This window comes from Algoriphagus resistens, from assembly GCF_001442615.1.
Classification (GTDB): Bacteria; Bacteroidota; Bacteroidia; order Cytophagales; family Cyclobacteriaceae; genus Algoriphagus; species Algoriphagus resistens.
Genome location: NZ_LMXN01000003.1, coordinates 16519 through 37253 on the forward strand (window position 1 = coordinate 16519; position 20735 = coordinate 37253).

Below are 20735 nucleotides of genomic sequence, written 5' to 3' on the forward strand. Positions count from 1 at the left end.
ATCCTGCTGCCCATTTGGTTACCTTAAAAAGCCCTAATACAAGGAAATCATCCTTGGCAGATGTATAGAACAACATACACCGAGTTCCAATGCAAAACAAGCATTAGAATCCAGGTAAACCCATTAGTGATTATGCCTATATCCTGTTTCTTGAGATGGCTCATTTCTTACTCCTCTTTTGAATTCGCCCCAGTTAGTAAAAAAGTAAGATGAAATCGAGCATGTCGCAAACGACACACACTGGGATGATTATAATCCATGCGAGATTCCATCTGACCATTTAAAACAATTATAAACAGATGAAAAGCCCTTCTAAATTAAAGAAGTAGTCAAAAACTCTAAAAAATCAACTTGACTTTTTCACCAACCCCTCCGTAATCTCATTCATCGCTTTGACTTTGTATTCGAAATCTCCTTTGAGCGTTTCGCGGTAAGCATTTAGATTATCCAGCAGATCATCCAATTCTTCAGGTAACACATCTTCCAATAATTGACGAAGTCGCTTGGCAGCTGTAGGGGATTTCCCATTGGTACTGATAGCCACTTTCAGGTTGCCTTTTGTTACAATTCCACCTAGATAAAAGTCACAAAGCGAAGGAGTATCAGCCACATTTACCAATAAAAACCGCTCTTTGGCTTCGTCACGGATCTGTCTGTTTACTGCCTTATCATCAGTGGCAGCAATAACAATATGCTTGCCTCCAAGATATTTCTCATGGTAGAGATCTTCGATAATTGTCACAGAATCAGTAGTCGATGCCAGATCCAAAAAGGATTGGGAGAATTCTTTCGACACTGCCGTAACCTGAGCCTTGGGGCTGGATTTCAGTAAAAACTGCAGCTTCTCCGTGCCCACATTTCCTCCACCGATCAGGAGCACGTTAAGTTCATGAACTTTCAGAAATATGGGATAGAGGTGATTCATTTTTAACGTATCAAGATGTTAGCGACAAGATAATAGACAAATTGAATTTCGAATGGCGAAATCCAGCATTCTTCATTCGATATTAAGACAGAATGAAAGTACGAAGTAGATTTTTATACCTCTAGATGTCATTTCACGCGAAGAACGAGAGAGATTTCCCGTCTGGCTTTAAAATAACGATCTAATAAAACCTTCGAGGTTTTTTAAACCTCGAAGGTTAAGCAATTATGCCTCAAAGGGTATATTTCACTGCCTCCCGATAGACCTCAGCTAATTTAGTGCTTTCGCGGACAACTTCCCCGATAATGATAATTGCCGGAGCTTCTACGTTGTTTTCAAAAGCCTTTTCCTCAATGTCATGTATATAACCTGCGGTAATCTTTTCATCTCTTGTGGTTCCACTCTGGATGATCGCTATCGGCAAATCCTGCTGCTCATAATTTCGGTAAACTGAAACGATTTCAGCTAATTTCTTAGTCCCCATCAATATCACTACCGTAGCCGTAGATTGGGCTGCCAATGCCAAATCACGGGAAAGACCACCAGATGAAGTAGTACCGGTAACTACCCAGAAGCTCTCCGAAACGCCACGTTTCGTCACCGGTACGCCAGCTACTGCCGGTACGGCTATAGCTGAGGTAATGCCTGGAATTACTTCAGTGGAGATACCGCAAGTTTCTATATAATCAAGTTCCTCCGCACCGCGCCCAAAGACAAAAGGATCTCCTCCTTTCAGACGGACGACATGCCCGTGTTTTCGGGCCAGGCTTACGCAAAGTTGATTGGTGTCTTCCTGGGGGAGGGAATGTTTTCCTACACGCTTGCCAACAAATAATTTGATAGCAGAAGCAGGTGCATGATCAAGCAAAACCGGATCGATGAGGGCATCATATAAGACCACATCGGCTTTGTTCAGAGCCAAAACACCCTTGAGTGTGATTAAATCAGGATCACCCGGCCCCGCTCCGACCAGCGTTACTTTCGGTTGAATAATAGGGTTCATGCAGTCACCTCTTCCTCACGATAGCTTTTCAGCAATCCATAAATCTCCAATGCCTGAGCAGCATACGCATTTGCAAATTCTTCAGTAGGCTCGTTTTGATTGATCTGGTAGATCTTTTCTGCAAAAGTCCCCCCTAAATCAATTTTGCCACTTGCAATGAATGCTTCATCAAACTGGGCTATTATGTTTGCGTAGGAATTAGCGCTTAAGTTTTCGCTTAGCAATATCGCCTTGGCAGCATTGATCAAGCCCGCATAGTGATGGTAGATGCTATCTGACCAACGCCCTTCCTCCAAGCATTTCTGCGCGATGTCAATTTTCTCTTTGGCTTCCAGCAAGAGCGTAGCCACCAGGTCAAGAACGACTCCGGCACATTCACCCACACCCACTGCGATTTTATATTCCTCGGTGTTACCCCAATCTACATAATCGGCCGGAGTCACCGTAGAAGCATCTCCAAGTTCCTTGAGCAATTCATAGAAATAGATCTGTCCCTTTTCATCGTAGTAACCCAAGAAGTCCTGTCCATTTGCATTGGCTTCAAAATCATCCAGTAAAATCCTCAATGCCTGAGGGCCTCTTTTACTTGGGATTTTAGTCACTTTATCAGCAAATCGGCCATTCCCATCCCCCATGTTACCACCACCAAGCAGCACCTGAAGTGCTGGGATTACTACTTTCCCGGCTTTCATGGACATGCCCTGAAAGCCTATGTGAGCCATGTTATGCTGACCACAGGCATTCATACAGCCGGAAATTTTAATGACCAAGTCTTGATTTTTCAGGTATTGTGGATACTCTGCCAAGATTACTTTTTCCAACTCCGCTGCTATACCCGTAGAACTGGCAATTCCCAGATTACAGGTGTCTGTACCGGGGCAGGCAGTGATATCTCCAAGGGTATTGTAGCCAGCAGCAGCAAGTCCTATTTCCTTTAGTTCTTTGTAGAAATATGGCACCAAATCCTCGCGAACGTCACGGATCAGGAAATTCTGACGAAGGGTAAAGCGTACTTCTGCACTGGCATACTTCTCTACCAAATCAGCTAATTTCCTTGCTTGATCTGTATAGAAATCCCCAAGTGGCACACGCACCCCTACAGAGACAAATCCCTTTTGCTTTTGGGGCAAAACATTAGTTAGTTTGAAGTGCTCAAAATCTAATCCAAGCTCTTCTTCCACAGTGGCAGCAGGAGCATCTGGAAGCTTTTGCGCAGCATCATAAGATTCGAATTCAATAGGATAAGACTTGAAAGGGAGTGCTTTTTTCTCCTTTTCTACTAATTCCAAGAATGCCTCTAATCCTATATCCTTGATCAGGAACTTCATTCTGGCTTTCATTCGCTTCGCCCGCTCCCCATGGCGGTCAAAGATTCTGATCACGGCTTCTGCAAACGGAATAATCTGATCAGCCTCCACAAACTCAGAGAACACATCTGCATGTCTAGGTTGGGAGCCCAATCCTCCGCCTAGCATCACCTTGAATCCGCGAACTTCGGTGCCGTCGATCATTTTCACTTTTGGGATAAAGCCCAAATCGTGAAGGTAACTTAAGCCGGTGTCCTGGTCAGAAGAGGAAAAGGAAATTTTGAACTTACGCCCCATTTCCTGCGAAATAGGATTTCTCAAAAAGTATTTGAAAGTGGCATCCGCATAAGGTGTCACGTCAAATGGCTCATTGGCATCAATCCCAGCAGTCTCAGAAGCTGTCACATTTCTCACGGTGTTTCCACAAGCTTCACGGATGGTAACATCATCACGTTCCAGTTCGGCCCATAGCTCGGGAGTCCTGTCCAAACTTACATAGTGAATCTGGATATCCTGGCGCGTTGTGATGTGCAATCTTCCGGTAGAATATTCATCGGAAACCTTGCAGATCCTGCGAAGCTGATCAGAAGAGACCCGGCCATAAGGCAATTTGATACGGATCATCTGCACACCTGGCTGACGCTGGCCATAAATACCGCGCGCCAGACGAAGGCTACGGAATTTTTCCTCGTCGATATTACCACCGTTGAAAAGAGCAATTTTCTTCTCTAAATCGATGATATCTTGTTCTACTATTGGATTTTCTAGTTCGGTTCTAAAGCTCTGCATGGCTGTAATAGGTTTAATGGTAAGGGCTGGAAATTGGAGGTTGGAAACAGGAAGAATACCCCTGAACCAAAATCCGGCTATTCTATAAATCCAACCGAAACTGTATCATATTCCGCTTCATCTATTAGAATGAAGCTTCCATTTGATTTATTTGAATGATAGGAATCAAAATGGATGGGCTTGCTCAGGCGAAAATGAACTCTTCCGATATCATTCAACTTGAGTTGTACCGCTTCTTCCATACCTGTGAAATCTGTGTGAATTCTGGATTCGATCTGGTCTACTTTTGCCATCACACGGTTGACACCATGTTGCAATATATATTTACCACCTATTCTGAGTGGTTTGTTATTTACTTGGCAGATGGTAGCTGTCAAGCGCTTATCGCTTCTCGGCAATTCTCCGCTTTTCACCAGCATATCCCCACGGCTTAAATCCACTTCTGTAGCTAAGGTGACCGCTATGGAACTGCCGGGAGCAGCTTCTTGAATTTCTTGGTCGAAATAGTGAATGCTTTTGATCGTCGAGGTATTAAGTGAAGGCAAAAGTGTTACTTCATCCCCAACTTTCAGATTTCCGCCATAGAGCATTCCGGAGAAACCCCTGAAGTCATGCCAAGCTTCCGTTTTGGGACGAATGACATATTGCACAGGAAATCTTGCTACAGAGCTCGGCTCCAAATCTGCCGGCTCCAGTACTTCCAGGTGGTCCAAAAGTGTATTTCCCACATACCAAGGCATCTTTTCTGACTTCCGGGCGATGTTTTCGCCTTTCAAAGCAGATACAGGAATAAAGGTAATCTGATCTTCAGTAAAATCTGATTTAGCCACCAACGCGTCAAAATCCGCTTTGATTTTCAGATATACTTCCTCATCATAATCCACCAGATCCATCTTGTTGATCGCTACGACCACATGGCTGATCCGAAGTAAATTGGCAATGAAGAAATGGCGATATGTCTGCTCGATCACACCTTTTCTTGCATCTATCAGGATAATTGCTACCTGCGAGGTAGAGGCACCAGTCACCATGTTTCGGGTGTATTCCACATGACCGGGGGTATCGGCTACGATGAAATTGGTTTTCTCCGTATTGAAATAAATATGGGCAACATCAATTGTGATTCCCTGCTCGCGCTCTGCTACCAGTCCATCTGTGGCCAGGGAAAAATCCAGGTAATCATACCCGCGTTGCTTGGAGCTACGCTCAATCGCCTCGATCTTATCCGTAGTTAATGACTTCGTATCGTATAGTAATCGCCCAATCAGCGTGCTCTTTCCATCGTCAACAGAACCAGCAGTGGCAATTTTTATAAGTTTTCTATTTTCAGACATGTTGTTTCTTATTAAAGGGTAATCTAGAGTTTGTGATTCATACTGCTTCACCAGAAGCAGTAGAGTGAAAGCTGTTTGCTACGAATACTCGGTACGCTCTTCAGGATACCTTGTACTTTTCTAGAAGTATCCGACCTTTTTCCTTGTCTCCATCGCTGCTTCAGAACGCTTATCATCGATTCGGGCTCCCCGTTCAGAAATAGTGGATTCTCTGATCTCACCCACCACATCATCCAGAGAAACAGCTTCTGAAAGCACAGCGGCAGTACAGGTCATATCACCCACTGTTCTAAAGCGTACCATCTTTACCATCACCTCTTCATGCTCCTCTCTATAGACATGTTCATTGGCAGTCCAGATCATTCCGTCACGGAAAAACACTTCTCGCTCATGCGCAAAGTAGATCGATGGGATCTCGATATTTTCAGTTTTGATATACTCCCAAACGTCCAATTCAGTCCAGTTGGAAATAGGGAAACATCGAACATTCTGACCTACATGGATTTTTCCATTTAGCATGTCAAAAAGCTCAGGACGCTGGTTTTTCTCGTCCCACTGGCCAAAGTCATCTCTAACAGAGAAAACTCTTTCTTTGGCCCTGGCTTTTTCTTCATCCCTTCTGGCACCACCTATACAAGCATCAAATTTAAATTCTTCGATCGCGTCCAAAAGAGTCGTAGTCTGAAGTGAATTTCTGCTGGAATATCTACCACGCTCCTCACGCACTTTTCCCTGGTCTATGGAATCCTGCACATTGCGTACGATAAGTTCCAATCCCAGTTCTTCCACTAGCTTATCTCTAAACTCGATGGTCTCCGGAAAATTATGCCCTGTATCCACATGTAATAAAGGGAAAGGGATTTTCGCCGGGTAAAATGCCTTTTGAGCCAATCTAACCAGTGTAATTGAGTCTTTTCCTCCAGAAAAAAGCAAAACCGGACGCTCAAACTGCGCCGCCACTTCTCTGATGATGTGGATGGATTCTGCTTCTTTTGGATTAGGTATTAATAGGTTGTTCATTTCCTTTCTGTTTATTTCTTCTGATTGACTTCAATAATCGCAATCATCTTTGTGGATTTTTTAGTACCAAAGCCAACTATTGAATAATGAAGTTCTTATGTCCTGAATCTTGAATCTTTTCTACTACCGAAGTGGGCATCTCCCATCCAAGTTATTTAGCATGTAATCCACACTCTTTTTTGGAGTCTTCCCACCACCAGCGCCCTGCCCTGGCGTCTTCACCTTCCATAATCGCACGGGTACATGGAGCACAGCCAATGCTGATAAATCCCTTATCGTGAAGTGGGTTATATGGAATATTCTTTTCGTTGATGTACGTGATCAGCTGATCAAAAGTCCAGTCCAGCAAAGGATTGTACTTAATGATCTGATTGGCTTCATCCCATTCTACGCGTTTCATATCACTCCGATTTGCAGACTGTTCTGCACGAAGACCAGTAATCCACACCACATTTCCTGCCAAAGCTCTCCTTAGAGGCTCCACTTTGCGGACAAAACAGCAGGATTTTCTATTAGCTACTGATTCATAGAACCCGTTGATTCCAATATCGGTAACCAGCTTCTCTACAGAATCGGTAGTGGGATAATATACTTTGATATGCTGCTTGTATTTGGCTTCTGTCCTGGAAAGCAGGTCCAACGTCTCCGGAAAAAGCCGTCCTGTATCCAGAGAAAAGATCTGAACTGGAATATTTCCGCTCGCGATTAGCTGTGTGATCACCTGGTCTTCCTGACCCAGGGAAGTAGAAAAAGTGACTTTTCCCGGAAATAAATCCGCAATCAATGCCAATCCTTCTTGTGCCCCCAGTTGCTCCAACTGAGCTTCTAACTCATGCAAATTCTTTATCTGTGTCATTGGATTCTACTTTTGAGACGCTTTCCCACGCTCGCTCGTGGAAATAATACAGAATGATTTTAGAGAAGACTTCAACCGAACCGATAGAGATTGCCATCACAAACTGTCCGGTAATAAAATACGAGATAATGATCGTATCAATCGTACCGACGATTCTCCAAGAGATCGATTTCAGCAAGCTCTTGATATTGCTATCCTTTCCTGGCTTGCCGGCAAATAGCTTCTTAAGGGGTTGGTCTAAAATCATACTAGGTTATTACGAGAGTAAAGCACAAAAGTATATAAACCCTATAAAATATATAGGGTTAATTATAAAAAAATTTTACTCTTCTTTTAAAATATCTTCTAACGTCTTGTTTTCCAGTATTTTAAGAGTCTCGTCCCGAACTTGAATCATGACGCGATTTATCCCGCAAACCGCTTCATTTTTACATTCATCGCAGGGTTCGTAGTAGTTTAAGCTCACACAGGGAAGCAAAGCAATCGGTCCGTCCAGCAATCTGATTACCTTGGAAAGTGGAATGTCTTTAGGTTCTTTGATCAGATAATAACCTCCTCCTTTACCCTTTTTGCTTCCCAGCATTCCGGCTTTTTTGAGTTCTAAAAGTATATTCTCCAAAAACTTGTGAGAAATACCATGCTCTTCGGCGATCTCCTGAATCAGCACTGTCTTCTCATCTTTGTGCTTGCCCAAGTAAGTCAGGGCATGAAGGGCGTATTTGGTCTTTTTAGAAAGCATGGACAAAAATAAGCTTTTTCGGTTAATACCCTAGTACAGAAGTAGGCTTTAATGGATTTGGCAAAAAAAATGGGCATGTCGCCATACCCATTTTAATATTTGCAATGAATGGATGCTATTTACAGCAATTCCACACTTCTCTTTACGAAAGCCGTTAAGTCTTTCCCGGTAAGCAAGCCCTGGGAAAGAAGTGCCAGATCAAATGCCTGCTTGGCAAGTTTGGTCTTCTCTTCTTCCGTTTCTGCTTTCAAGACTTTATCCACTACCGGGTGATTTCCGTTAATCGCTACTTTGTAAGCGTCAGGAAGTGAACCGTAGAAGCCCATTCCCCCTCCGCCTGTGGCAGCCATTTCCTTCATTCGACGCATGAATTCCTCCATGGTGATCGTCACGGGAAGTTCCTCTGGGCTTAAGCCTTCCACTTCCACTGTGTACGTCTTGTTGTTGATCGCCTTATCAAAGATTTCTTTCACTTTCTTGCTTTGATCTTCGGTCAGCAAGTTGGCGTATGTTTCCTCTTTTTGGATCAACTTCTCTGCCACATCTGCATCCACCCGCTTCAGCTGGGTTTTCTCCAGTTTTGATTCCAAATTCTGGATGAAGTGACTATCAATCGGCGAGTCCATCACCAGCACGTCGTAATCTTTCTTATTGGCTGACTGGATAAAACTGTCCTGCTTATTTACATCCGTTGCATACAGGATAACAGTCTGCTCATTTTTATCTGTCTGAACAGGCTTTACTTTAGACTGATATTCCTCAATCGTGTAAAATTCACCTTTGGTGTTCTTCAGCAAGGCAAAGTCTTTTCCTTTTTCGTAGAATTTCTCTTCTGAAATCATTCCATATTTTACGAATAGCCCAATGTCATCCCACTTATCCTCATAGGCTTTCCGGTCTTTCTTGTAAAGTTCAGCCAGCTTATCCGCTACTTTCTTGGTGATGTAGGAATTGATTTTCTTCACATTACCATCTGCCTGCAAGAAGCTTCTGGATACGTTCAGAGGAATATCCGGAGAATCAATCACTCCATGAAGCAACATCAAAAACTCAGGCACGATGTCTTTCACCTCGTCGGTGATAAATACCTGACGGCTGAATAATTTGATCTTGTTGCGCTGCAGCTCGAACTCATTTTTCACTTTCGGGAAGTACAATACTCCCGTCAGATTAAACGGATAGTCCACATTCAGGTGAATCCAGAAAAGCGGATCCTCAGACATAGGATATAGCTCTTTGTAGAACTTCAGGTAGTCTTCGTCTGTCAGGTCGCTTGGGGATTTGGTCCAGATTGGAGCAGTGGTATTGATGAGGTTATCCACTTCCACAGACTTCCATTTCTTCTCCCCTTTGTCATCAACACCATCTTCTACAGATTCGGTTTTTGTACCAAATTTAATCGGAACAGGAAGGAATTTAGCGTATTTGTCCAGGATTCCCTGAAGCTTCCATTTGTCCAGAAATTCTTCGGAATCCTTATTGATATGAAGGATAATTTCCGTTCCGCGTTCTTTTCTCTTTCCTTTGGAAATCTCAAACGAAGTAGATCCGTCACAGGTCCATTTAGCGGCTTCTGCTCCTTCTTGGTAGGAAAGCGTATTGATTTCTACCTTGTCGGCGACCATGAAAGCCGAATAGAAACCTAAACCAAACTTACCGATGATCTCATTGGCATCTTTGGCGTCTTTAAATTTCTCCACAAATTCCTCTGCACCGGAGAAAGCCACCTGGTTGATATACTTTTTAATCTCCTCAGCAGTCATCCCCAGTCCTCGGTCAGAGATAGTGATGGTTTTCTTTTTCTCATCAAAACTCACTTCCACCGTAGTGTCACCAAGATCACCGGAATACTGACCTAATGTCGCAAGTCGCTTGATTTTCTGCGTCGCATCAACTGCATTTGATACAAGTTCTCTTAGAAAAATCTCGTTATCAGAATAGAGAAACTTCTTGATAATCGGGAAAATGTTCTCGGTATGGATCGAGATCGTGCCTTTTTCCTGCATGGCTATAAATTAGTTTAGTTAAACACATGGTTTGTCGGGCACAGGATTACAACTGTTGTTCCAAAGGAGAATTGGTGCCATTTTGGCAGCTTCGATTTCGGAATTCTGATAGACGTTTTCGGGTTTTTCCAAATTGACCATGTACTTAAAAAATATAGCTAAGGATTTACCAGACTTTACAACTTCGCCTCCTTACAACGCTTCTACTATAAAAGACTGTCATCTTTAAGAATACCTGAATTTTTCAACCTTCCAATTTTACAATCCTCTTATCTTTGAGGCATGTGGAAAGAAATCTCAGTTCTGATCAGTAAGGAAGTTACGCTGGAGTGGCGTCAGAAATTCGCGCTGAATGGGATTTTACTGTATGTGGTTTCGGCAGTTTTCATCACCTACTTGAGTGTAGGGGCTAAGCAGGGGAACATTTCCCCTCCCACCTGGAATGCATTATACTGGATTATTATTCTTTTCTCGGCGGTAAATGCCGTGGCAAAAAGCTTCGTCCAGGAGCATCAAGGACGTCAACTCTATTATTACATGATCGCTTCACCCGAGGCGATTATTCTTTCGAAAATAATTTATAACACTGGCCTCACCCTCATTCTGGCATTGTTGGGTTATGGAGTGTTTTCAGTTATCCTTGGCAACCCAATCCAGGACCAGGGCTTATTCCTGCTCAATTTGGTTCTGGGAGCAATGGGCTTTTCTGCAAGTTTGACCATGGTTAGCGGCATCGCTTCCAAAGCAGGCAATAATGCCACACTGATGGCTATTCTGAGCTTTCCTGTAATTATCCCGATCCTGCTGATGGCTATCCGCATTTCCAAAAACGCCATGGACGGATTGGATTGGAGTGTAAGTATAGACAAGCTTTTGACGCTTTTAGCAATCAATGCGATTGTGGCCGTGACGGGATATATTTTGTTCCCTTATTTATGGAGATCCTAGTCTTCTTTCCTGCCGGCCGGGTAGTCGGGTTACAAAATCAATCATCTTCTAAAGGATTCTCCAATTTCCCCATAAACAAAATTGCTCCACTGTGTTTCTCCTGGATAAAAAAGATAAAAGGTCTGTCCAAGGTGAAGATTGTTGGTGTTGAATCGGGAGGTAAACTGACTGTTTCAACCACTTCAACAATAGTTGCAGCGGCAGCTTCCGTACCCTTTTCATCTACTTCTATAAGCGCTTGGTGGATTACTCTGCTGATTTTCAAATCATCAGTTGGATTGGAGAATAATTGTGTGAAATTGTCTTTATGAAAACTAAATGGTCTCACCAAGCCCATGGCTTGTAAGTCATTCGAAAGGTTATCGATTCTATAGTCAATTTTAAATTTTGGCATTTTCAATATCAAATTCACATCCCTGGGATTACTTCTCCATTCAGTCAAATTTTCCAAGGTGAAATGAGGGTACAGTTCCGAAAGATTACCGCTTTCATTGATTAGTATCCCCATTGAATACTGTTCTGAACTATAGGGTATTTCCAAATAAGTGTATTCAGAAGTACCATAAGCTTTGAATCCCGCAGATTCGCCCAAATTCATCATATCTACTAGGATTTCTTGACCATTGCCGAGGGTGAACTTTTCTTTGCGGGTATTCTCTTTGGGAAAATTATAGGTCCAGTCCCCTTTGAAGTAAATCGCATTGACTAAATACATCACAGCATCTTCAGGAATAATGTCCAGCATATCTTTGATGAGGTTGTCTGTCTGTTTTTCTATCCAGTGATTGATGATGTCCACAGAATTTGGGTCATACACATCTAGTGGAGCAATTTCAGCACTGAAGTAGTGCTTGGCAGCATCCTTGAAAGGGATTCTTACTTCATAGCCCTCTTTATACCAAATGCCATTGGCTATGCTTAATTGTACTTTTGGATCTACCTCAAGTAAGAATGAAGTTAGGTCTTTGACTGCCTGATTTGCTTCTTCCAGGCTCATGCCCTCCATTTGCAAAACCTGGATAAATTCTTCTAAAACCTCCCCATCATTGCCGTTCATCGCCATAGCCAGCGCCTGGTGTATCGAATATGGGCTGAAAAATAGATTTTTGGAGTCCCCATTGGAGACCAGCTGTTGGAAAAGGTTTGTTGCAAACCGGGTATTTGATTCAGAGAGTCTGTTTTCATCCAAAGACAACTCCCTCAAATTTGCTTCTACTTTTCCCGAAGGGGAATTCTCCTCACCGGAAATGCAGCTAAAGCAGAAGATAAATACTGAAAGAACAAATAGGTTCTCGACAGTTTTTGCATTCCTGTTAGTTTTTAAAAAGAATGGTTTCATGGCTAACATTTTGCATCAAGACGTTAGAGATCTGCAAAATGCTACATCCTGAGTGAACTCTGCGCTTACCTCCTTGAATCTTTATGGTTAAAAGACTTCACAAAAAGAAGCGTTTTCAGGAACTTATGACTTATTTTTGCACTTGAATTAGCAAAAATACCCTATGCGCCAATCCTGGTGGAAAATTCTTGCAATAGCCCTGCTGCTGTACACATTAATCGCAGGCTTGCTGATGGAAGCACCGCGACTTCCGATCCTCAACGAAACTATCCGGGCCCTTCACTTCCATGTCACGATGTGGTTTGGGATGATCCTCATGCTGGTAATTGCTGTGTACTACAGCATCAAATACCTTCGAACCAACGACATCAAAAATGATGATATGGCGATAGAATTCACCAATGCAGCTATTCTTTTTGGGGTATTGGGAATAGTTACAGGTATGCTTTGGGCAAAATTCACCTGGGGAGATTACTGGAGTGGTGATCCCAAACAGAATGCATCAGCCATTGGGATTTTGATGTATTTCGCTTATTTGATCCTAAGAAACTCGCTTACCGATTCTCAACAAAGAGCCCGAATCGGAGCTATTTATAACATATTCGCATTTGCGGCTTTCATACCACTTATCTTTGTATTACCAAGATTAACAGACAGTTTGCATCCCGGAAACGGTGGGAATCCCGGCTTTAATGCCTATGATCTGGACTCCAAACTACGGGCAGTATTCTATCCCGCGATTATTGCCTGGACATTATTTGGCAGCTGGATCGCAACCGTACGCGTTAGAATGCGTAGGGTGGAGAGGACAATTGAAGATAGAATGATTAATTCCTGAATCGATGAAAAAATTACTTACCATAGCACTCCTGGTTTTTAGTCTATCTGCACTGGCGCAGGATAAAATCCCGGTAACTGAAGCTGACTATTCCAACAATTCAATTGAAATGGCCGACACGATGAGGGCAAACGGAAAAATTTATGTTTTGGTAGGAGTGATTGTACTCATCTTCGCCGGTATTACCGTTTACCTCATCAATACAGATCGCAAGATCAGTAAACTTGAAAAAAATCTCCTCTCCTAACACTTCGCTGAAATGAAAAAAGGACATCTTATCGGATTAGGTATAATTGCAGTAGCGATAGTAATCATAATGACTTCTATCGGTGATGCCAGTAGCTACGAAAGCTTTACCACTGCTAAAGAAATGAAGCAAAATGGGGAGGATAAAGCCATCCACGTAGTAGGTCAGCTAAAAAAAGATGCAAGCGGTGAAGTGACCGGCTTAAATGTAAGGGAGGACAAAGTCTCCTTCACCTTTATGCTTGTGGATAATGAAGGGGTAGAGCAGGAGGTTTTTTACAATGAGCCAGTACCTGCAGATTTCACCCGCTCAGAATCCGTAGTAGTAATCGGATCATATAAGAATGACGAAATATTTATTGCCGATAAAATCCTGATGAAATGCCCTTCAAAATATCAGGAAACTGAAGTGCAGACAGCAGGAATGTGAGTTAGGGCAGTTAGAATAAAAAATCCATGATCAATACCTTTATCGGTAATCTTGGCCACTTCATGACCATAGTGGCCTTTGTCAGCGCACTGACTACCGCATACGCTTACATCCAGTATTTCAGGGCTAACGAACTTGAAAAAGCCAGTTGGAGAAAATTCAGCAGAATCAGCTTCGCTATTCACGGCATTTCGGCAGTGATGATTGCCTTTTCACTTTTTGAAATTATCTACAACCACCGTTTTGAGTATTTTTACGCTTATTCCCACAGTTCGGAAGCGCTTCCTGTACACTATATGATTTCCAGTTTCTGGGAAGGTCAAGAAGGCGCTTTTATTCTTTGGATTTTCTGGAATGTGGTACTGGGAACCATCCTTATTTTCACCAATAAGTATTGGGAAGCACCTGTAATGATCGTTTTTGCTCTGGTGCAGGCATTCTTGGTGTCTATGATATTGGGAGTTGTGATAGTCGACCTGAAAATCGGCAGTTCTCCATTTATATTACTGAGAGATGCAACTCAGGCACCTATCTTCCAAATGAACCCTGATTTTATACCAGAAGATGGAACGGGTTTAAATCCCCTCTTGCAAAACATCTGGATGGTAATACATCCTCCTACCCTGTTCTTGGGCTATGCATCTACATTGGTTCCCTTCGCCTTCTTGATGGGCGGATTGGTGACCAAAAAATATTCTGAATGGATACGACCGGCTTTGCCCTGGGCAATTTTCTCGGCTATGATCCTGGGAATGGGAATTATCATGGGTGCCTATTGGGCATATGTGACATTGAACTTCGGGGGCTATTGGAACTGGGACCCCGTAGAAAATGCGGTGTATGTTCCGTGGCTGATTCTTGTCGCGTCCATCCATACCATGATTACCTATAAGAAAAGCGCCACAGCGCTGAAGACCTCCATTGTATTGGTTATAATGACCTTTATACTGGTTCTTTATGCCACTTTCTTAGTGAGATCAGGTGTATTGGGAGATGCTTCAGTGCACTCCTTCACTGACCTTGGACTTTCTGGTCAGTTGCTGCTCTACATGCTTTTCTTCCTTGTGGTGGCCATAGTCCTGTGTGTGATAAATTGGAAACATATTCCGACTTCAGAGAAAGAAGCTTCTGTTTATTCCCGGGAGTTCTGGGTGTTTATAGGTGCTACTACAATGGCTCTGATGGCTTTCCAGGTAATACTTCCTACTTCTATTCCTGCATGGAATGCGATGATAGAAAGCTTTGGAGGCATATCCAATATGGCGCCTCCTGCGGATCAGATTGAGTTTTATACCAAATTCCAGCTATGGTTTGCAGTAGCTTTAGCTATGCTTACTGCTATCGGGCAATTTTTCTGGTGGCAAAAAATGGACAAGAAGGCACTGAAAGATGCGCTTTTAACACCTTATATCATCTCTGTTTTACTGTCTGCGGGGATTATTGTCCTGGCCAAAGTTTATGATTGGCAATACATAATTTTAGTCCTGGCAGGTACTTTTACCATTACTGCCAACTCGGTGATTCTATTTAAGATCCTAAGAAAATCCACTTTCAAATTGGCAGGTGGCTCTTTGGCACATATAGGCTTGGGTATGATTCTGATTGGGATCATGTTCAGCTCTGGTTATTCTGACACTATTTCTATCAATATGTCAGGATTGACCTACAGCAATAGCTGGGAGGATGAACTGAACAAAGAGCATGTGCTGCTCTGGATCAATAAGCCTACCCAGATGAAAGATTATACGGTGATCTACCGTGGCCGTCAGAAGAAGGTCAAAGGCATCTCAGAATATGTGCCTGCCAAAATTCTAGAACCTACAGGAAAAGTAAATGAAGCCCTCGCGCTGGAGGACTATAAGGATCACTTCAAAAAGGGCGATAAAGTGGATATAGTACTTGAGGAGAATGACTACTTCCAGATTGAGTATTATCAAAATGAGGTGCTGAAATTCTCACTCAGCCCTATGTCTCAGTTCAATGAGGGAATGGGCGGATTAATCTCCTCCCCCGCTTCCAGAATTTTCATCGACAAAGATCTTTATACTTATGTAGCCGCCATGAATGACCCTGAGGATCCGGATTGGAAAGAAGACGAAATCTATGAGGTAGCTCCAGGAGAGCAATTCCATGTGGCGGATTATGTGACTTATTTTGACGGAGCAGACGTACTGGAAGAGCTTGACGGCTACGTGCTTCAGGAAGGTGACGTAGCGGTACGAGCTAATCTTAGAATCCTGGATTACGACGTTGAGAAATTACTTCAGCCAACTTTCATTATCCGCAACAATCAGGTCGGAAAATTGCCAGTGATAGATAATGAGTTGGGAATTAAAGTTAGCCTTGAAAATATCTTACCGGAAGAGAACAAATTTGTCTTTAAGGTCAATCAATACCAAAAAGACTACGTGGTAATGAAGGCAATAGTGAAGCCTTATATCAACATCCTTTGGATCGGAACACTCATTATGCTTGCCGGATTTACCGTGGCAATTTTTAGACGTTTTGATGAGTTCAAAAAAATGAGAGATAAAGGACTGGAAGTGTAAATTCAGAAAATTGAAGTTTATAGAAATGCCAAAGCCCGTTTAGGCGGGCTTTAGCATTTCTATACAAGGTCTGAGGGCTCTGACTTTTGCAACAAACCCAATATCTCATCCAGATACTCTCTGGAATTAGAAAGCCTGGGTACTTTATGCTGGCCACCTAATTTCCCCCTTTTACGCATCCAATTTTCGAATATTCCATGTGGAGCATGATGAATAATGGGTTCTACCAAAGCCAACCCCTTGTGGCGCTTCGCATCGTAATCCGAATTGATTTCTCGCAAGTGCTGGTCCAAAAGCTGATCAAACTTCTTTGGGTCGGATGGTCTTTTTTGAAATTCTATAATCCATTCATGGGCCCCTTTAGATCCCGATCCATCAAAATAAACAGGAGCCGCAGTAAAGTTTGCAATAGTTGCATTCGTTTGCTCAGCGGCAAATTGAATTGCTTTTTCGGCATTTTCCACAATCACTTCCTCTCCAAACGCATTGATAAAATGCTTTGTACGCCCCGAAATTCTGAACCGATAAGGTGAGGTGGAGGTGAACCTGACGGTGTCTCCAATCTTATACCTCCATAGTCCTCCATTGGTAGTAATCACCAATGCATAATTCTTATCCACTTCCACTTGAGCTAAGGGTATCACTTCCGGATTTTCAGACTCCCACTCCTCCATAGAAATAAACTCATAGAAAATCCCATAATCCAACAGTAGTAACAACTCATCCGAATCTTTCTGATCCTGAATTCCAAAAAAACCTTCAGATGCGTTATATGTTTCCATATATCGCATTTTTTCAGAAGGAATAAGTTCTTTGAAAAGACTTCTGTATGGTCCAAAAGCAACTGCTCCATGGAAAAAAATCTCTAGATTTGGCCATACTTCCAGGATATTCTTAGCATTCTTCAATTCTAAGACTTTTTGCAGCAGCACGATTGTCCAGGTAGGAACTCCAGCCATACAAGTCACATCTTCATCCATGGTCTCCCGGGCCATTTTTTCAATCTTGGCTTCCCACTCTCCCATTAGCGCAGTTTCCTTCGATGGAGTACGGACGAAATACGCCCAAAAAGGCAGATTTTCCATGATTACCGCAGAGATATCTCCCGCTCTGGCAGTTCCTAGAGGATTGAGTGGATTATTTTCCAATGTCCCCCCAATCGTAAGGGTTTTCCCAGCAAAAAGCCTAGAATCCGGATAATTGGCCATATAAAGTGCGACCATGTCCTTTCCTCCTTTATAATGGCATTCCTCCAGACTCTCATTCGTCACCGGAATGTATTTACTGCGGGTTGAGGTAGTACCAGATGATTTGGCAAACCATTCTATTTCCCGGTTCCATATCACATTATCACTCCCTTCCATCGCTTTGTCAATGAAGGGCTTGAACTTATCATAATTCCGTATTGGTACCTTACTTGCATAATCAGCATAGCTTCTTATATCTGCAAACCCATGGGCAATACCAAATTCTGTATTTTTTCCCGCTTCTATCAGCTCTTTAAAAATAGTCTCCTGGACAGAAATAGGATTTTGCTTAAAATTTTCAATTTGACCCAAACGGCTCTTAAAGATCCAAGTCATAAAGGAATTCAGAACGGCCATTAATTAAAAACTTTTCGTTTCAACTCAAAATTAGAACCCAAATACACTTTTCGTACTTGTTCATCAGCCGCCAGCTCCTCAGCTGTACCTGCTTTCAAAAGCTTCCCTTCAAACATCAGGTAAGCTCTATCGGTAATGGAAAGTGTCTCGTTTACATTGTGATCAGTGATTAATATACCAATATTCTTGGTTTTCAGCTTGGCGACTATGGTCTGAATTTCTTCCACAGCTATGGGATCCACTCCTGCAAATGGCTCATCTAACAAGACGAATTTAGGGTCAACGGCCAGAGCTCTGGCGATTTCAGTTCTTCTTCGCTCTCCACCGGAAAGAACCATCCCCAGGTTTTTACGCACGTGGGTCAAACTGAATTCTTCCAGCAGACTTTCTACTTTTTCCTTACGCTCTTGTTTTGGCATTTTAGTCATTTCCAGCACTGCCATGATATTTTCTTCTACAGATAGCTTCCTGAAAACCGACGCTTCCTGAGCCAAATATCCAATTCCTTGCTTTGCCCTACGATACATTGGAAGGCTGGTGATATCATTATCTTCAAGAAAAATTTTGCCCTCATTTGGTTGGATCAATCCAACTATCATATAGAATGATGTGGTTTTACCAGCTCCATTAGGACCTAAGAGCCCCACTATCTCTCCTTGACTCACCTCCACTGAGATGTCATTTACCACCCGGCGGCTTTTGTAGATTTTTACTAAATTTTCGGCACGAAGAATCATATCAATCAAATTTGATGTCTTTCACGTAGAGTTGCAAGCTGCTCTTGTCGCGAAATACATTTTCCCTCATTTCTGCAACTATATCAAATCGCATTTTCCCACGAAGCATATTCACGGTCGTCAAATCAGGGTCTTTCGCCCGATCTGCCATCCCAAAACCCAAGCAGACAGGTGTAGTAACCTGACCATCCTGGACGATTTTAAATCTCAAATGTTTGTCCTTAAGCACGGTCACATCCTCAGCATATACATTGGCAATCCGGAAGACAGGTTCGGTATTGCCCGGTCCAAATGGCGCCATTTGCTTCAAGATATTATAAAACTTGTAATTTATCTGATCTAAAAGCAATTCATCGTCAACTTCTATCACTGGCTTGCGATGAACCTCCTCAATTCTGCTCTTCACCACTGCCTCAAATTTCTCCTGAAAGGCAGGAACATTTTCCACCGATAACGTTAATCCAGCCGCATACATATGGCCGCCAAACTGGTCAAGTAGATCGGCACATTCCTCTATTGCTTCGTAGATATTGAAATTCACGACCGATCTCGCGCTACCTGTGGCTTTCCCATTGGACTCCGTCAAAATGATGGTAGGTCTATAGTATTTCTCAATACAACGACTGGCTACGATGCCTATTACTCCTTTGTGCCAGTCTTCCTTGAAAAGCACAGTGGAATTCCACATGGTCAATTCCTCTCGGGAAGCGATCATTTCAAAAGCTTCCTTGGTGATGTTCTCATCAAAGTTCCTTCGGGTTGCATTCACTTCATCCACGACCTTCGCCCGCTCCATCGCACCTTCCAAATCTGAAGAAATCAGCAATTCTACCGAAGCTTTAGCGTGCTCCAATCTTCCAGAAGCATTGATTCTCGGCCCGATTTTGAATACCACATCAGATATCCCAATGTCCTTTTCAAGATTGCTGCTAAGCATCAAAGCTTTTAACCCCGGCCGAGGTGTGTTATTAATCCGGTCAAGTCCGTAATAAGCCAAAATCCTGTTTTCTCCTGTGATAGGTACTATATCTGCCGCGATACTTACTGCTACCAGATCCAAATAGGTATCCAAATGGGAACTATCAATTCCGCGTTTTGAAGCTATTGCCTGTATCAGTTTAAATCCAACTCCTGCACCGCTAAGTTCTTTGTAGGGATAGTTGCAATCACTGCGTTTGGCATCCAATACTGCTACTGCTGCGGGAAGTTTATCGCCAGGTGTATGGTGATCACAAATAATAAAATCAATTCCAAGCTCTGAGGCCAATGCAACTTTCTCGATCGCTTTTATTCCGCAATCGAGCGCGATAATCAGCTTAATATCATTCTCAGCAGCGATATGCACGCCCTTTTCGGAAATCCCATACCCTTCTTTGTACCGGTCTGGGATATAAAAAACCACATCAGGATAAAAAGTTTTCAGGAAACCATACATCAAAGCTACTGCGGTAGTACCGTCCACATCGTAGTCTCCATAGACCATAATTTTTTCCCCATTCGACACGGCAGACTGGATCCTATCCACAGCCTCCGCCATATCCTTCATCAGAAAAGGATCGTGAAGCATCACCAAAGACGGGCGGAAGTAACTCTTTGCCTGCTCGAAACTCTCCACCCCTCGATTAATCAGCATATTGGCCAATGTCGGATTGACGTTGATCTCCTTGCTCAGTTGATCTATTGCCGATTGAGAGGTTTTGGGTTTTTGTTTCCAGAGGTACTCCATGAAGCTAATATAGTAAACTAAGTTTCTTGTGGTTTTATTAATTAAAAGTACTGGTTCTATAATCGGCTCCCGAAGCCTAAAAGTTTACTTGAAAGGAAAAAAAGCTAACCTTTTCCCTTCTTATATTTTCCCCAAAAATAGATCGGGAAAATAAGCGCTTTGAGTTTCCAATCGTTCTTCTGCGTCAATGTCAGGCTGGAATCAGCATGCACCGCCCGATACATCTTCCCTGCAAAAAGACAATGGCCGATCAGCAATACAAAAACAACGGCGTAAATAATCAATTCAGTCATTAAAGTTGTAACGTGTTAAAGTTGCAAGGTTGTCCTATCGCTGACT

At 42.7% G+C, this 20735-nt stretch carries 19 protein-coding genes; 5 read left to right on the forward strand and 14 right to left on the reverse strand.

What is annotated here, in order from left to right; genetic code table 11:
- Positions 1-346: 346 nt before the first annotated feature.
- From AS141_RS06295 to htpG, 9 genes are all read right to left on the reverse strand, one after another.
- On the reverse strand, positions 347-925 hold the full coding sequence (locus tag AS141_RS06295; RefSeq protein WP_057936799.1) for a precorrin-2 dehydrogenase/sirohydrochlorin ferrochelatase family protein: 579 nt from the start codon (positions 923-925) through the stop codon (positions 347-349).
- Positions 926-1157: 232 nt separating this feature from the next.
- Positions 1158-1928 carry a uroporphyrinogen-III C-methyltransferase gene (gene cobA, locus AS141_RS06300; protein ID WP_057936800.1) on the reverse strand — a complete coding sequence of 257 codons (771 nt, stop codon included), beginning with the start codon at positions 1926-1928 and terminating at the stop codon, positions 1158-1160.
- Positions 1925-4024 (reverse strand): HEPN domain-containing protein, encoded by a 2100-nt coding sequence (locus AS141_RS06305; RefSeq protein WP_057936801.1) that lies wholly within the window; start codon positions 4022-4024, stop codon positions 1925-1927. The genes cobA and AS141_RS06305 overlap by 4 nt, the downstream gene beginning before the upstream one ends.
- A 77-nt stretch (positions 4025-4101) precedes the next feature.
- Positions 4102-5358 (reverse strand): sulfate adenylyltransferase subunit 1, encoded by a 1257-nt coding sequence (locus AS141_RS06310; RefSeq protein ID WP_057936802.1) that lies wholly within the window; start codon positions 5356-5358, stop codon positions 4102-4104.
- A gap of 120 nt (positions 5359-5478) precedes the next feature.
- Positions 5479-6378: a sulfate adenylyltransferase subunit CysD gene (cysD, locus tag AS141_RS06315; protein ID WP_057936803.1), complete on the reverse strand. Its 900-nt coding sequence runs from the start codon at positions 6376-6378 to the stop codon at positions 5479-5481.
- A 151-nt stretch (positions 6379-6529) separates the two neighbouring features.
- Positions 6530-7234 (reverse strand): phosphoadenylyl-sulfate reductase, encoded by a 705-nt coding sequence (locus tag AS141_RS06320; RefSeq protein ID WP_057936804.1) that lies wholly within the window; start codon positions 7232-7234, stop codon positions 6530-6532.
- The gene (locus tag AS141_RS06325; RefSeq protein WP_057936805.1) at positions 7209-7481 is read right to left on the reverse strand and encodes a DUF2061 domain-containing protein; all 273 of its coding nucleotides are present in this window, start codon (positions 7479-7481) and stop codon (positions 7209-7211) included. The genes AS141_RS06320 and AS141_RS06325 overlap by 26 nt, the downstream gene beginning before the upstream one ends.
- A gap of 75 nt (positions 7482-7556) precedes the next feature.
- Entirely contained in the window at positions 7557-7973 is a 417-nt protein-coding gene (locus tag AS141_RS06330) for an RrF2 family transcriptional regulator (protein WP_057936806.1), read from the reverse strand.
- 119 nt (positions 7974-8092) lie between these two features.
- Complete coding sequence (htpG, locus tag AS141_RS06335; RefSeq protein WP_057936807.1) at positions 8093-9979, reverse strand: molecular chaperone HtpG; 1887 nt, start codon at positions 9977-9979, stop codon at positions 8093-8095.
- A gap of 282 nt (positions 9980-10261) precedes the next feature.
- Between htpG and AS141_RS06340 the strand changes: the two genes are divergently transcribed.
- A complete protein-coding gene (locus AS141_RS06340) occupies positions 10262-10927 on the forward strand; it encodes a heme exporter protein CcmB (protein ID WP_057936808.1) in 666 nt (221 codons plus the stop codon).
- Between the two features lie 37 nt (positions 10928-10964).
- Here the strand turns inward: AS141_RS06340 and AS141_RS06345 are convergent, their stop codons facing one another.
- Entirely contained in the window at positions 10965-12266 is a 1302-nt protein-coding gene (locus AS141_RS06345; protein ID WP_057937224.1) for a serpin family protein, read from the reverse strand.
- Between the two features lie 163 nt (positions 12267-12429).
- Between AS141_RS06345 and ccsA (AS141_RS06350) the strand changes: the two genes are divergently transcribed.
- Genes ccsA (AS141_RS06350) through ccsA (AS141_RS06365) form a run of 4 tightly spaced genes read left to right on the forward strand, consistent with a single transcriptional unit; the run spans position 12430 to position 16329 of the window.
- Complete coding sequence (gene ccsA, locus AS141_RS06350) at positions 12430-13104, forward strand: cytochrome c biogenesis protein CcsA (RefSeq protein ID WP_057936809.1); 675 nt, start codon at positions 12430-12432, stop codon at positions 13102-13104.
- 4 nt (positions 13105-13108) lie between these two features.
- Complete coding sequence (locus tag AS141_RS06355) at positions 13109-13351, forward strand: CcmD family protein (protein ID WP_198293506.1); 243 nt, start codon at positions 13109-13111, stop codon at positions 13349-13351.
- 12 nt (positions 13352-13363) lie between these two features.
- Complete coding sequence (locus AS141_RS06360; protein WP_057936810.1) at positions 13364-13780, forward strand: cytochrome c maturation protein CcmE domain-containing protein; 417 nt, start codon at positions 13364-13366, stop codon at positions 13778-13780.
- A gap of 26 nt (positions 13781-13806) precedes the next feature.
- A complete protein-coding gene (gene ccsA / locus AS141_RS06365; RefSeq protein WP_057936811.1) occupies positions 13807-16329 on the forward strand; it encodes a cytochrome c biogenesis protein CcsA in 2523 nt (840 codons plus the stop codon).
- A gap of 59 nt (positions 16330-16388) precedes the next feature.
- On the opposite strand, the gene AS141_RS06370 is transcribed toward ccsA (AS141_RS06365), so the two are convergent.
- From AS141_RS06370 to AS141_RS06385, 4 genes are all read right to left on the reverse strand, one after another.
- Complete coding sequence (locus AS141_RS06370) at positions 16389-17933, reverse strand: GH3 auxin-responsive promoter family protein (protein ID WP_057936812.1); 1545 nt, start codon at positions 17931-17933, stop codon at positions 16389-16391.
- Complete coding sequence (lptB, locus tag AS141_RS06375; protein WP_057936813.1) at positions 17933-18670, reverse strand: LPS export ABC transporter ATP-binding protein; 738 nt, start codon at positions 18668-18670, stop codon at positions 17933-17935. Before lptB ends, AS141_RS06370 begins: the two co-directional genes overlap by 1 nt.
- A 1-nt stretch (position 18671) precedes the next feature.
- A complete protein-coding gene (gene recJ, locus AS141_RS06380) occupies positions 18672-20396 on the reverse strand; it encodes a single-stranded-DNA-specific exonuclease RecJ (protein ID WP_057936814.1) in 1725 nt (574 codons plus the stop codon).
- Between the two features lie 104 nt (positions 20397-20500).
- A complete protein-coding gene (locus AS141_RS06385; RefSeq protein WP_057936815.1) occupies positions 20501-20689 on the reverse strand; it encodes a hypothetical protein in 189 nt (62 codons plus the stop codon).
- Between the last annotated feature and the right edge of the window lie 46 nt (positions 20690-20735).